Source organism: Vibrio harveyi NBRC 15634 = ATCC 14126 = KCTC 12724 (assembly GCF_001591145.1).
In the GTDB taxonomy this organism is placed as follows: Bacteria; Pseudomonadota; Gammaproteobacteria; order Enterobacterales; family Vibrionaceae; genus Vibrio; species Vibrio harveyi.
Genome location: NZ_BCUF01000024.1, coordinates 14467 through 28947, shown reverse-complemented (window position 1 = coordinate 28947; position 14481 = coordinate 14467). Strand labels below are relative to the sequence as shown.

The following is a 14481-nucleotide window of genomic DNA, read 5'->3' as shown; positions in this document are numbered from 1 at the left end:
GGTAAAATAAAGGAAGTTTTAATTTTTTATTATCTTATTTGTCCGAGCTAACGCTCCCTGATTTTTAACAGCATACTCGTAGGCATTTTGTCCATAAGCATGTTGTGAATGTGGTTCAGAAATAAGGTGTGTTAGGTGACTCCCAATGCCAACAGAATCTTTGGATACTAATATCCCATTTGCCTGTATCAGATCATTCACTATGTCTTTAAAGTTGAAATAGCTAGGGCCGGTGATGACGACTTTTTTTAGTATTGCAGGCTCCAATACATTGTGTCCACCAACCTTATCTCCAACCAAGCTGCCGCCCATAAAGCAGATATCAGCAGCACCTAACAATAGAAGCATTTCTCCCATTGTATCGCCGAGATAAACTTGAGTTGAATTAGCCACGTTCTCTTGTGTGGTTCTACGCACGGTTTCAAAGCCTTGTTGTTGGCAGAGATCGTACATATCATCAAAACGTTCTGGGTGACGAGGTACAAGGATCAAAAGTGCATCTGGGTGTGACTCTAACACTCTTTTATGTGCTACCAAGACTTGCTCGTCTTCGCCCTTATGAGTACTTGCTGCAATCCACACAGGGCGATTTTGACCTAGCTCTTGCCTTAGTATTTTGCTCTTTTCTTTCACGTCATCCGAGATTTGAATATCAAACTTAATAGAGCCAGTGACTTTCAGTTTGTCTTTATCAACCCCCAGTCGTTCAAAACGGTTTGCGTCTGACTCTGTCTGACAAAGAACTTGAGTTAGGCATGGCAACATCAGATTAAACAAAGGCTGAACTTTGGCGTAGTTGCTACGTGATTTTTCCGATAAGCGGGCATTGACGACGCTGATAGGAATACCGGCTTTATGGACCTCGTTTAACGTATTTGGCCACAGCTCCGTCTCGATGATCAGCATTTGCTTCGGTTGTGTTGTCTTTAGGAAGCGTTTTACCGCAAAGGCGAAGTCAATTGGCATATAGCGGTGCTCAACTAAATCACCCAGCTTAGCAATCTGTTCCGCTCCGGTACTCGTCGTGGTCGTAACCAGAATAGGCTGCTCAGGGTTTTGCTCTTTAAGCACCTTAATAAAAGGCGTAGCAGCAATGCTTTCGCCGACAGAGACTGCATGTATCCAAATCGGCTTTTCGTCGCTTGTTAATTTCGGAGTAATACCAAAGTGCTCTTTCCAACGTTGACCAAATTTGGGTTTGTTTGGCTTACTTTTGTATAAGCCAACCAATAGGAAAGGCGATGCGATTGTGAGCAAGAGAGTATAGAGAATACGAATTAACATGAGCCAACAGCGATCGCTTCTAGTTTTTGAATACTATCCAAAACTTGCTTTGGCGATAACTCAGTTAAGCACTTCAAATGCTTAAACTGACACTCGCGCTTAAAGCATGGACGGCAGTCAATGTCCGTATGAACAATCTCTACCTTCTCTGCAAGTGGTGGCGTGTATTTCGGTGAGGTGGAGCCATAGACCGCCACGACGTTACAGCCAACGGCCGCTGCCACGTGCATCAGACCTGAGTCGTTCGCAACAACGGTCTGGCAAGCCGCCAGAAGATCAACCGCTTCAATCAGGCTTGTTTGCCCTGCTAGAACGTGAATCTGATGCTGATGTTCTTGAGGTACTAATTGCTTGATGTTGTTGCAGGTTTCGAGATCTTTTTGAGAGCCAAACAACCATACCTGATGCCCTGATTTCGCCATTTGAATTGCCACTTCTGCATAGTGCGCTTCGGGCCATTTTTTCGCGGGACCGAATTCCGCTCCAGGGCATAGACCAACAACAGGAGATTCTTGGTTGAGATTAAACTTAGAAATCGTAGCGCTTTGTTCTTGTTTATCAATAAACAGGCTAGGGCGAGGCAATGTTTCTAAACCGCCCAGAGAAGAAGAGTCGATCATCTCCGCTTGTGAATAGGCTAATGCAACATAGCGCTCAACCATAAACTGGAAAGATTTCATATTTGGACGCAAGTCATTGAGTAGACCGTAGCGCATTTCACCTTTCCAACCAGTGCGAAGTGGGATATTAGCAAACCAAGGAATCAGTGCTGACTTTGCAGACTTCGGCAGGATGTAGGCGTGGTCGTACTGTTTTTCTCGTAGTGATTTACCAATTTCTCGACGACCCAATAAGTTGAACTCACCATGACCAATAGGCATTTCAATGGCTTGGTGGATCTCTGGCATGCGCTCAAGAATTGGTTTACACCAACCTGGTGCAATTACATCAATTTGGCTTTCTGGATGAAGTTGCTTTAAAACGATGTACAGTGACTGTGACATCACCATATCACCAACCCAAGATGGTCCGATGATGAGTATTTTCATGCTTTGTTCTTCCAGTACATAAACTTAAGAATGGATTCGTAGGTTCTGAAGAGTTCTGCGTAGATCTTATTAGGTACGGTCATCTTCGACTTGTCTTTTCTTTTAGCGCCAATCGTTGAAGCGATTTGAGCTCTAGTGAAAAGATCTGGGGCAACACTGTAAGTCTGAACATTATGACGCCATGGTTTTTCCATGTAGTCATCTACCGGTTCGATAAACTCTTGAGCATGCTTAACAAACTTAGAGGCTGCTTTCGGTGTGACAATATAAGCGGTAGTACCACAAGTCCCAGCAGAGTAGCCTCCTAGCATATGACTATCATCAATCGGTATGATTGGAGTGAATGCGCGCTTCTGAGTGGCAGACAGCTTGATGTAGTCATAAGTAGAAGTCAGCGGAAGGGTATGCGCGAGTACTTGCTTTAATCCTTCTACAGGGTCGACGTTATCTTCTAAGATAATGATCGGTTCATCGAGCTCAGTACAGCGAACCCACAACTCGTAATGGCTTGAGAAGCAAGCAACTTCACTGGTTTTTAATTGATACCCTTTGCGGCGCTGAGTTATGGCTGGACGGCTTTTTTCTGAATGAAGAAAACCGTCAATAGATCCATCTACGGCATCAAAAAATTCAAACTCAATGCCCTGTTGTTTTAACTTTTCTTCAATACGTTCTCGGCGATCCAGTGATCTAGCCAAGCTTACGACAAATACTTTCACTGCACTTTCCAGTCGCTGTTATATCTTGGTTTAAACAAATTGTAATAATTATTGCCATCTTCTTGAGAGTGTAAAAGCTGCAACACCCACATGTATTGTTCAGGCTTATTTGCTACAAAGTACTCAATCGCTTGGTTACAAGTGCGAGCATCTTGTTCTTCGCCCTTGTCTAATTCAAACGCCGGTAAGATTTCGATATCAAACGTACCATCTTCTGTATTCATAGAAGCAAACATAGGTAACACTTTAGCGCGTGACAGTTTGGCAATTTTACCTAAGCCTGGAAGCGTTGCTTTTCTGGTCGCAAAGAAATCGACAAAAACGCTGTGTTCAGGACCATGATCCTGATCGGGTAAGTAATAGCCAATGTAACCGTCACGAACTGATTTCAAAAACGGCTTAACACCACCAGAGCGTTCATAAACGCGACCGCCATATTGCACACGTTGTTCGTGCATTAGCCAATCTGCCACTTCATTTTTCTGCTTTTTTGCCATCGCAGAGACGGGCATTCCCATCGAAGCAAGTAACACCGCAGGAATATCAATTGCCCATGAGTGTGGAACCATCAAAATGACTTTCTCATCATTGTCGATGTGTTTTTGAAGGATGTCTAAACCTCGGATCTGGCAACGTTGCTGTAACCATTTAGATGAACGTAAGCTAAGTAAGCTGAAACGGAAAAAGAACAATGCTGCGGTATAAAGCGTTTTTTCAATCAGTGCTTCGCGCTCTTCAAATGATTTCTCTGGGAAGCACAGCTCAAAGTTTACTCGAGCTCGGTGAGCCGGACCTTTGTGCGATTTAGCCAGTTTCTTCGCGATGGTTTTTGCTAGCCATTTTTGAACCCCTAAAGGTAGTAAAGCAAGCGGCAAAGAAAGGACAACGCCTATCCACGTACCCCAATACTTCGGCGCTAAAAAGTGGCGCTCAAATTCAGGGTTATAAGCTTTAGGATCGAAATCATCACGTTGATTAGTCATGAAGTTTTAAGTACCTATATTTTTGAAGAAAGGCGATTGGGGGTCTGTAGAAATGATACTAGTAATCGTATCAGAGTAAAGGTGGTAGAGAGTTAACTACCACCTTTGAAGGGAATTAACGGTTTTGAATCGCTAGGTATTCAGCAACACCTTCAGCTACCGTTTTGAATTCTACATCACAACCAGCTGCACGAAGCTTAGTTAGGTCCGCTTGAGTGAATTCTTGGTAAGCGCCTTTTAGGTGATCAGGGAACGGAATGGTTTGGATTTCACCTTTGTTGTGGTGTTTGACCACTGCTTTTGCCACTTCTTCAAAAGATTCTGCACGACCAGTACCGCAGTTGAAGATGCCAGAAACACCATTTTCTAGGAACCAAAGGTTAACTTTGCACACATCACCAACGTAAACGAAGTCGCGTTTGAATGATTCGCTGCCTGCAAATAATTTAGGGTTTTCACCAGCATTGATTTGGTTATTTAGGTGGAAGGCTACCGATGCCATGCTGCCTTTGTGATCTTCACGTGGACCGTACACATTGAAGTAGCGGAAACCAGTGATTTGAGAAAGCTGTTCACCATGCTCTTGGGCATCTTGCCATAAGCGACGCACATAGTTATCAAATTGCTGTTTTGAGTAACCGTATACATTAAGTGCGCCTTCGTATTCACGTTCTTCAACAAACGTATCTGTCTCACCGTATGTTGCTGCTGATGACGCGTACAGGAATGGAATCTCACGATCTAGACAGTAATGAAGCAACTCTTTTGAGTACTCATAGTTGTTTAGCATCATGTATTTGCCGTCCCACTCGGTTGTCGCAGAACAAGCGCCTTCATGGAAGATAGCTTCGATAGGGCCGAAGTCGTCACCTGCCATGATTTGAGTAAGGAAGTCATCACGATCCATGTAATCTGTGATATCAAGATCAACTAAGTTTTTAAACTTCTTGCCATTTTTTAGGTTGTCGACAACCAGAATATCGTTAATACCTGCTTCGTTCAGTGCTTTAACAATGTTGCTGCCGATCATGCCAGCACCACCAGTTACGATGATCATAAGACTTCCACCATAGATTAAAATTTTCTCAGGAATTCTAGCAAGAAACAGAAATTAGCGCTATTGGAAGGAAAAGAAAGGTATAGAGCGCTTGGGTATAAACAAAAGGGAGCCGAAGCTCCCTTAAATAGTGTTGTTATTCAGCGTTTGATGCGTTTGGTCTCTGGTACCAAGGGTTACGTTCATCAGTAAGTTCAATCAAGCTGTACTTACGACCTAGCTTCTGACCGCCATCGCGAGTCAGTGGTTGCCAGCTAAAGAACGCGCGGTTGTTGCTTGGTTTCACTGTCATGATGTCGAATGGAATTGAAATGTAGAAGCCTTTAGTAAAGCTACCTTCACCGAATTCGTCAGCCGACAAATCACTGATTGATGCGAATGCACCGGCAATGACACCGCTCTTGAACTGTTTAGACACGTTCACTTGTGTGCCAATGTCTCCACCTAAGAACTGACCAACATCAACTTGAATCATCAAATCTTGTAGGAAGTCCCATTGAGGGTAGTAATAACCAGACACAAAACCAGTAAAGCCTTTATCTACAACTTGAAACGGACGTCCATATTCTGGAACGTATTGCCATTTCTCATCGTATACACCGAAGTAGCTTTGTGGGTCACGTTGAGAGATCAAGTTTACATCTGCACCGATCGCCCAGTTTGCGCCTTTCGGTCGGTACAGGAATTCGGTACCCACACCCGCAAACATACTTTCTAGATAACCAGCGTAGAACTGCTGGTCCATGGTATCTGAGTACTCTTGGAACCAAGTTAACTGTAGGTTGGACATGGTTACCGCGTGTTCATTTTGATAGGCACGGAACATGGTACGTACACGAGGAATCGAAGTGCCGTCTGGTGGGGTGACGTAGTTAAACTTATCGTAGTTGTTATACCAATCCCAGTATAGCGAGCCACCAATTTCTAGGTTATCTGTCAGCCAGTAAGAGGCGCTGCCACTTAAACCGACACTGAACAGATAGAACTCTTCTGGGTTGCCTAAGGTCTGAGCCAGTTTTGGTGAGAAGCCCCAATCAAAGCGCTCAAAACCGTCGTAAGCAGGCTCACCTTGCGGTTTATCGTTTGAGGTTGATGTTGCATCTTCGATATTTGGATTGATGTAGTTAACTTCTGCAAAGTCACGGTATTTCTCTTTGGAGATAACCGTTTGATCGCCGATCAGACCACGACTGCGTTCATTGATAGTAAAGGTATCAATGTTGTCTGGCATTTCGTTGTAAAGGACTGCCGCTGCTTTTTCATGAGCTTCGTTGCGGTCGCGATACTTCTTCTGCTCGCCGACAACCGAAACGGTATTATCTTCAACATAGAGTTGGGTATTTTGGTAGCCAGCAATTTTATCCAGCTCCTCAGTAACACGTTCCCAATCTACATCAGACAGTTGCTCTGGTTGCTTGTCTTCAACTTCTGGCGTTGGTGTATCACGCCAGAAAGACGGCATATCATTGAAGTTTGTGTAAAGGCTTACGCCTGCAACTAACGTATCGCCTCGCTCGTAGCTCAAGCGCAAATCTGCCATATGCCCTAAACGATACAGAACACCAAAGTTCCAAGGCGTATGAGGCGTCATGTCTACACCACCACGTACTACAGGGAAATCTTCGCTGTAATCGTTGCTGTCGTATTCAAGCTTAAATCGTAGCGGGGCATGCAAAGTTTGATACTCGACACCGCCAAAGAGTGCTGCTGGACCTTTGAACCAGCGTTCAAAATCCACACTACCGCCATTACCTTTAAAGTCTGAAGGGCGTTCACAGAAACTATCGGACAGCTTACAAGCTGGGTTGCTGATGTTGTCGCGCGTACCTAAGTAGCCCCAGCCCATACCTAAAGTGAAATCAAAGGTACCTAGGTTTGGGTTAGAGTAACGTTTAGTTGCTGCAACAAACTCACCATCAAAAAGACCGGTGCCTGCAAAGTCACGAATACCAACAGACAGCTCTGGTAAGTATTCTGACTCTTGCAAAAGTCGAACTTTAAAATCGATGCCTTTGTCAGTGTATTTGGTATCACCCGAGAAGCTTGGATCGCTACTATAGAAAAGATCATTCACCATGGTGTAGCGAATCGTCGTTTCTAACCAGGGCATGACTTGCAGTGTGACATTATAGAAAAGGTACTCATCGCTGCCAGTAACAGCAAAGTTAAACTCGCCTTCAGGCGCCATACGACCGGTTGGCATCTGCATTAAGCCGACCCCACCAAAGTCCATTTGTGATGGTTGCAATGGCGGCACTTCAAAAGGCATGTCTTGAGCCCACACCAACGCTGGACCAATTAAAGAAAGGGATAAACTGGTTCTGATCAGGTTCATGTTTAGTTCTTCGATGAGGTTGGTTTACGTTGTGCAAGCAGAGCGACAATGTCTTTATCCATTTGTGATTTTTCGAACTCATCAAATGGGATATACACAATGGTAAGTGGCGGCAAGTAATATTGAGTGGTTAACCAACTGCCATGGTGAGGATGAACGACCTTGCCATCCGGGTAAACTAGAATTGGCGGATAGGCGAGCTCACCAATATCACCTGAACGTAGATTATCGACCTGTTCATGCAGAGCGATACCCGCTTGGTTTACTGCGTAGACTTTTTCTAAGTTACCCACATACAACACTTTCTCTTTGCGTTTTGGTGCACTTAACGCAAGTTGACCTTGTAAAAGAGGGTTATCAAATTTATCCAGACGGATGCGATCAACATCAATGGCCGACAGCACGCGAGGTGCAAACTGGTTTTGTTGGATAAACTTGTAAAATGGGTGTGCAACCAAATTATGTTGAATCATTTGGTTCAACACCGAATTCTTTAAGGCAGTACTTTCTTGCACTGCTGTTTCGGAATTATCAAATAGAGTCACAGCTAAAGGGTATTGCAGGGTGACTTGTTGTTCTTGTGCATGCTTAAGTAGGCTCTCTAATCGTGCCGCTTGTTGGAACTGCAATGCTTTGCCCGTTCCGACAAGTTCAACACTAAGCGGTGAAGAGGGGGGATTTTGAGCTTGAACGGTAGTAGGTGTCGCCAGAATCGTTGCCGTTAAACTTAGGCTTAATAAAGATAGCGGTCGCTTATTCATGATTTGCTGTACCCTTTCAGAATCGTCAATTCAACAGGCACCATGTTTGGACCTAAGTGTTGGCGTGTTTTCACTACTTCTCCTTTACCGTTTACCCAGTATTGGTTCTCTACACTTTTTTCTAAGCTGGTAAACGTTACAACCTCTGTATAAACATCAGTAGAGATAGATGAAATAGGGGTTATGACGGTTTCTTTACCTTGACGAGAACGTTGGACTTTAGCCGGGAACCCATAACGGTATTTGTCAGACCAATCGTAAGAAAGAGAATATTGTACAGAGGGTGCTGAGTAGGCAGGAACGTTGCCATAAATGCCTGCTAGATTGGTGGTTTGCAAGCCAATAGTTTTAACAATATGACCGTTCTCTGTTATCACCATTGCCTTGTCCGCACTTACCCACTTTAATTGGGTATTGCCAGTTAATGGGTTTTGCTCAGCAAAGGCCAACACTACGAAGACCTGTTTTTGGTCACCAATTTTTAAGTAAGCACTAGCATAAGGAACCGCTTCAACTTCTTCTGGCGTTAGCTCGACATCGATGTAGTTGCCATAAGCTTCTTGGACTGTCGCGGATACGTCATTAAATTTTTGTGTACAGCCGAAGATTGAGCTCAGTAAAGGTAGGGCAATAAGTAAGCGCATCCATTTTAGCGATAGAAAGGTGTTCATCATTCCCTCATTACAAATAAAATCGCCCTGAATAGATCAGGGCGATTGTTTCCATATCTACAAAACTAAAATAATTATTTAGTTACTGAAGTAGAAGTAGAAGTAGACGTAGAAGTTGAATCGCTATCTGACGCTGCAACTGCTACTACAGTTACTGCTGCTGCTGCACCTACTGCTACTGCAGTTGTGCCAGTTGCAGATGCTGCTGCTGTACCAGTAGTACCAGCTTCAGTCGCTGCAAATGCAGTTGATGCGCTTAGAGCCATAAGAATAGCTAGAGCTGTGTTCTTCATTATTAATCCTTGTATTTCAGATTTTAAAACATCGATGTTTGGTCTGTTTATCACACACCATCTCTCATTTTAGTTAAAAAACAATCAGCATGTAAATAGTTTCCTATGCGAATTTACCTAACGCTAAAGAAAGATCGTGGGAGAATAGAGGATTGCTTATGTGTAATTATCGTATTTAATAAAAATGCGTATTCTACTACTTAAGTTGAAGTCACTTCAGAGTTCATGCAAACGTTCACGATTTTAATTTAAAGCAACTCTCGTTATATCTTGTTTTAAGTCGCTGACAGCCAATGCTTTTCTCATCCATGAGAATTTGATAGCCATAAACAGAACTCTTAGAAGTCCCCCCCCTCTTGCCGTTTTGCGCTAATCAATGCATAATTTGCCAGCTTTTGTGTGGCGTTTATCAAGACTGTTTTTTGGACGGCTAGTCGCAAAAGTGAGGCTTAAAAAAGAATAGTTATATCAATAAACCGAATGGATCGGGAATCAGCGAACAGTGGCTAACGCGTAATGCCGCCGGGCGGTAGCGTGGAAACGCACAAACGAAATTGACAAAAGTTAACAGACATTCACTGCGCGCGTCATTCATAATGTGTAGCGGTCAGTCGACACCCAAGGAACACTTCCGTGATTAATAAACGACCATGGCTAGGGGCGTTGAGTGCAATCAGCTTAGGCTTGTGCTCATTTTCTGCCTCAGCAGATTTTTATGCTGGTGCGTTAGTCAGTTACTCTAACGCCGAATCTCATTATTCTTCTTCAGTAACAGAGGGAAACCCTTTCCTTCTTCAAGCGCAAGCTGGTTACTTCTTCAATGATTACCTTGCTTTTGAAGCGCGTTACGGAACTTCTGTACAGCGAGACAACGGACTGGCAGTAGACAGTCTCGCAAGTGGTTTTGTCAAATTGAATATGCCCGTATCCGAACGTGTTGCTCTTTACGGGCTTGCTGGTTATTCGAGTGTTCAGATTGACCAACAAAATGTAGGCTCAAATAAAGATCAAGGCTTTAGCTTTGGTTTGGGGATGCATTACGCTTTGGACAAGCAGAATGCGGTTGTCTTTGAGTTTGTTGACAGCACATCTGAAGATCAGGTTCGCTTGAATGCACTTACTCTTGGCTTTCAACACCGATTTTAATTAAGGACCTAGCGCCTAGTTTTGTGGCTAGGATTTTTAACTTCTGACTTTAAATAGCGAATTATCATGCTCAAAGGATATTTCTCGATATGCGCTTGCATTCTGGCAAGCCTATTTACGCCACTTACTCAGGCACAGACTCCAACCCCAGAACAAATTCAGATGTTCCAAAATTTGCCAAAAGATCAGCAACAAGCATTGGCAAAAAAATACGGTGTATCTGTTCCATCCGGTACTTCAACTCAACCAAGTAGTTACCAAAATCCTCAAGTGATTGAACAACGTCCGGTCACAAGCAGCGCGGCGGGAGCAAAAGTCAAAGACTCAAAAAAGAACGAACAAGGTCTAAAACGTTTTGGCTTAGATTTGTTTGCAGGTTCACCGACGACGTTTGCGCCAATCAGTGACGTGCCTGTTCCGGCTGACTACACGGTAGGGGCTGGTGATGAAATCGTTATCCAACTTTTTGGTAAAGAGAATACGACTCATCGCCTTCGCGTTAATCGCGCTGGCATCATTAATTTCCCCTCTCTTGGTCCTGTTCAAGTGGCAGGGATGACATTCCCTGACGTGCGTGATTCTCTAAATCAGCGTGTAAAAGAGCAAATGATCGGAGTTCGTAGTGATATTTCATTGGGCGAAATGCGCACCATGCAAGTTTTTGTTATGGGTGATGCCTACAAGCCTGGCGCTTACACGGTGAGCGCCCTAACTACGATCTCTCAAGCGATTTACTATAGCGGTGGCTTTAGTGAGAGTGGCGCCCTTCGTAACGTGCAACTTAAGCGCAATGGTCAGGTAATTAGTAAACTGGATATGTACGACCTGTTACTTAAAGGTGATGCGCGTAACGACATCCGCTTGTTACCAGGGGACGTGGTCTTCATCGGTGCATTGGGTAACACGATTTCGATTGATGGTGAAGTAAACCGTCCTGCAATCTATGAAATCAAACCAGGTGAAACTTATAAGCAAGCGATTCAAATGGCGGGTGGTTTTACGGCTAACGCTTATAGCGACCAAATCGAAGTGAAGCGTTACGCCGCAAAAGGTGCTCGCGATGCATTAACACTGAACTTTAGCCAGTCACATGACCAACAAACTAAAGTCAAAGATGGTGATGCGGTTAATGTGCTCAAGAAAAATGAAGAGCTGACCCGTTACGTACAAATTGAAGGTGATGTTCGTCATCCGGGCTTTATAGAGTGGAAGAGCGGGCTGCGAATCGCAGATTTATTCCAATCCGTTGATACCTCATTTAATTCTACTGCAGATGTAAGCTATGCCATTGTTGTGCGTGAGATTAACCCTCAACGCGATATCGAGGTTTATCAGGTCAATCTTGCTAACGCGATTCTTTCTCCAACGAGTAAAGATAACTTGAAGCTGAACTCTCGCGATCGAGTCTTAGTGTTTAACCGCTTCAATAACGAAGATTTGGATACATTAGCGGATCAAGAGACAGTTACCAAAGCGAAAACCTTAGAGCAAGCTCAACTTCAAGCACAGCAAGAGCAATTGAAAGAGCAAGAAGTCATGAGCTCATCAGTGGCGGTGTCTTCTGCCACTCCAGTAGAAAAAGATTCAAAGCAACCAAAGATCGTGTTCCGTGGCAAAGAAATCACTAAAGACGATTTTGAAGCATTAAAGCAAAATACGCGTCGCACTTTGCTTGCACCTGTGCTGCTCCAACTTCAACAGCAGTCGCGTTTGGGTTTGGCTCCACAAATTGCCGAAGTCTTCGGTGAGGTAAAACACCCTGGGCGTTACCCAATTACTCCCCGTATGACGATTTCTACCTTGATTGAAGCTGCAGGTGGTTTGACTTATAACGCCTTCACCATCAACGCCGAGTTAGCTCGTACGGTAATTAACAGTAAAGATGAGCGCGCTTCTATTGATGTTGAGCGAATTGATTTGCGCCAAGCGATTAAGGGCAGCACGGCTGACGATGCCATTATTGTTGGTAGAGACCGTTTGAATATTCTTGAGAAGCCAAACGTCAAACTGCAAAGCACGGTAACACTGCAAGGTGAAGTTCGCTTCCCGGGTACTTACACCGTCCGTCAGGGCGAGACCTTAGGTGAACTGTTAGAGCGTGCTGGTGGTTTAACCGAATTCGCACATCCGCAAGGGGCTATCTTTACTCGTGAGGCTTTGCGCCTTCAAGAGCAAAAGCTACTAAACCAATATGCTGCAGATATGCGAGCAGAAACTGCGAAGAAAACCTTCCGCGCAGACAGCAATATGGGCTCGGTTATTTCAGATCCCGACAAAACACTGAAGTTTGTTGAAGAAGCAAGTCGCAGCAAAGCGCTTGGTCGTATGGTCGTACAGCTTAATCGTATCCTTAAAGACGAGCGTTCTGCGGACTTTATGTTAGAAGACGGTGACTTCTTATTTGTACCGACCTTCCGAAACACGGTTTCGATCATGGGTGAAGTTCAAGTTCCAATTACATACCTATTGGATAACAAGTTAGATGTAGACGATTACTTGAACAAAGCCGGTGGTGCGAAAAAACAAGCGGATGAAGACCGTATCTTCGTTGTGCGCGCAGATGGTTCGGTTTACAAACCAACATCAGGATACTGGTTTGGTAACAATCACGAACAGTTAAAAGCTGGCGATACGATTGTTGTGCCAATCGATACTGACTACCGCGATGCATTAAGCACTTGGACTGCAGCTACGCAAATCCTTTACCAAACAGGTGTAGCGATAAACGCGTTGAAGTAACGAAACCAATCAGCTTAAACAAGGTTAGAAATTCAATAATAGTATGAGCTTATGTAACGATGAAAGTTACATAAGCTCAATTTTATGAACATAATTAATCAAAACGGCAAATACTACTCTGAACACGAATAGTGGCATTATTCAGCCGTAGCCCGTCATTCCAGCGAGCCGAAGCGAGACTAGGAATCTTGTCACAGCGCGGTTGTGTTTGAACGTCGGAGAACAATCTACCAAATTTCACCAATCTCTGAGTCCAATATAACGAACCTCAGAGCTTAGGACTAAAGACCAATGGAACCACAAAAAGAACCCAATCCAAATTATCTACCATACCCACCCCTATCCCAGTCCAAAGATGATGAAATCGACTTACATGAGCTATTTAAAGCCTTATGGAAAGGCAAGTGGATCATTCTCGCGACAACATTTGTGTTTGCTATTGGTTCCGTACTTTACGCATTAAGCCTGCCAAATATCTATAAAGCTGATGCTTTGTTGGCTCCCGCAGAAAGTTCAAACGGAGGTGGTTTATCAAAAATGGCAGGTCAATTAGGGGGGTTAGCCGCTCTAGCTGGAGTCAATCTTGGTGGAAGTGAAGCCTCACAAGCTAATTTAGCTGTACAAGTTATCAAATCTCGTCAATTTTTGGATGCCTTCATAGATAAACACGATTTATTGGTACCTCTGATGGCTGCAAAGGGGTGGGATATAGGAAACAACAAACTTATCATCGATAAAGATCTTTACAATCCTGAAACACATGAATGGCTGCGTGAAGCAAAAGGCTTGCGAGGTGCACAACCAAGTGCACAAGAGGCTACTGAGTTTTTCCGAAAAAAGATATTAAATATAAAGCAAGACCAAGAGAGCGGATTATACGCTATATCTATTAGACACTATTCACCTTACGTTGCGCAAGAGTGGGTAAACTGGTTAATTGTAGACATAAATAAAGCGATGAGAGCTCGTACAATCGCAGAGACCTCCCAAAACTTGGCTTATTTAAACACTCAACTACAAAAAACAGCTATTGCAGATATGCAAAGTACGTTCTACAAGCTAATAGAAGACCAAACTAAAAGCTTGATGTTAGCAGAAGTTCAAGAAGAATTTGTGTTTAAAGTAATAGATCCTGCTGTAGTTCCTGAACTGAAAGATGAACCTAAGCGTGCACTCATTTGTGTGTTAGGCACTTTGTTTGGCATTTTAATTGGTATTGCGATTGTCTTTTTACGCTTTGCTTTCGCTGAAAATGATGATGTAACTTCTCAGGAATAATTGTATTAATTACATGATGTAGAGTTTGATATATCTAGAGGTTATATAATATCCTATTATTCTATACAGGCTACTATTTGTAGGGGGGATGTTGCTGGCTCTCTAAGTTACAATGTGTTTAATAAAAATTGGTTTGATAGTTCACTAATTTAATGAAATCACGATG

The 14481-nt window shown here is 43.5% G+C and carries 12 protein-coding genes; 3 read left to right on the top strand and 9 right to left on the bottom strand.

Translation table 11 applies throughout. From position 1 onward, the window contains the following. Window positions 1–18: 18 nt before the first annotated feature. From waaA to VHA02S_RS13640, 9 genes are all read right to left on the bottom strand, one after another. A complete protein-coding gene (waaA, locus tag VHA02S_RS13680; RefSeq protein ID WP_038897721.1) occupies window positions 19–1284 on the bottom strand; it encodes a lipid IV(A) 3-deoxy-D-manno-octulosonic acid transferase in 1266 nt (421 codons plus the stop codon). Next, the gene (gene waaF / locus VHA02S_RS13675; RefSeq protein WP_009698937.1) at window positions 1278–2333 is read right to left on the bottom strand and encodes a lipopolysaccharide heptosyltransferase II; all 1056 of its coding nucleotides are present in this window, start codon (window positions 2331–2333) and stop codon (window positions 1278–1280) included. The genes waaA and waaF overlap by 7 nt, the downstream gene beginning before the upstream one ends. Continuing rightward, window positions 2330–3052 carry a glycosyltransferase family 25 protein gene (locus tag VHA02S_RS13670; RefSeq protein WP_038897722.1) on the bottom strand — a complete coding sequence of 241 codons (723 nt, stop codon included), beginning with the start codon at window positions 3050–3052 and terminating at the stop codon, window positions 2330–2332. The genes waaF and VHA02S_RS13670 overlap by 4 nt, the downstream gene beginning before the upstream one ends. Further along, window positions 3049–4035, bottom strand: a complete 987-nt coding sequence (gene lpxM / locus VHA02S_RS13665) for a lauroyl-Kdo(2)-lipid IV(A) myristoyltransferase (protein WP_005434372.1) — start codon at window positions 4033–4035, stop codon at window positions 3049–3051. Before lpxM ends, VHA02S_RS13670 begins: the two co-directional genes overlap by 4 nt. Window positions 4036–4150: 115 nt before the next feature. Beyond that, on the bottom strand, window positions 4151–5092 hold the full coding sequence (gene rfaD, locus VHA02S_RS13660; protein WP_038897723.1) for an ADP-glyceromanno-heptose 6-epimerase: 942 nt from the start codon (window positions 5090–5092) through the stop codon (window positions 4151–4153). A gap of 136 nt (window positions 5093–5228) precedes the next feature. Continuing rightward, on the bottom strand, window positions 5229–7427 hold the full coding sequence (locus tag VHA02S_RS13655) for a YjbH domain-containing protein (protein WP_038897724.1): 2199 nt from the start codon (window positions 7425–7427) through the stop codon (window positions 5229–5231). A 2-nt stretch (window positions 7428–7429) separates the two neighbouring features. Further along, window positions 7430–8188 carry a capsule biosynthesis GfcC family protein gene (locus VHA02S_RS13650; protein ID WP_038897726.1) on the bottom strand — a complete coding sequence of 253 codons (759 nt, stop codon included), beginning with the start codon at window positions 8186–8188 and terminating at the stop codon, window positions 7430–7432. Next, window positions 8185–8859 (bottom strand): YjbF family lipoprotein, encoded by a 675-nt coding sequence (locus VHA02S_RS13645; protein ID WP_038897727.1) that lies wholly within the window; start codon window positions 8857–8859, stop codon window positions 8185–8187. The genes VHA02S_RS13650 and VHA02S_RS13645 overlap by 4 nt, the downstream gene beginning before the upstream one ends. A 74-nt stretch (window positions 8860–8933) precedes the next feature. Next, complete coding sequence (locus VHA02S_RS13640) at window positions 8934–9152, bottom strand: hypothetical protein (RefSeq protein ID WP_017449110.1); 219 nt, start codon at window positions 9150–9152, stop codon at window positions 8934–8936. A 633-nt stretch (window positions 9153–9785) separates the two neighbouring features. Between VHA02S_RS13640 and VHA02S_RS13635 the strand changes: the two genes are divergently transcribed. From VHA02S_RS13635 to VHA02S_RS13625, 3 genes are all read left to right on the top strand, one after another. Then, on the top strand, window positions 9786–10298 hold the full coding sequence (locus VHA02S_RS13635; RefSeq protein WP_038897728.1) for a porin family protein: 513 nt from the start codon (window positions 9786–9788) through the stop codon (window positions 10296–10298). 66 nt (window positions 10299–10364) lie between these two features. Then, window positions 10365–13037, top strand: a complete 2673-nt coding sequence (locus tag VHA02S_RS13630; protein ID WP_038897729.1) for an SLBB domain-containing protein — start codon at window positions 10365–10367, stop codon at window positions 13035–13037. Between the two features lie 291 nt (window positions 13038–13328). Then, on the top strand, window positions 13329–14315 hold the full coding sequence (locus VHA02S_RS13625) for a Wzz/FepE/Etk N-terminal domain-containing protein (RefSeq protein ID WP_038897731.1): 987 nt from the start codon (window positions 13329–13331) through the stop codon (window positions 14313–14315). Window positions 14316–14481 lie beyond the last annotated feature (166 nt).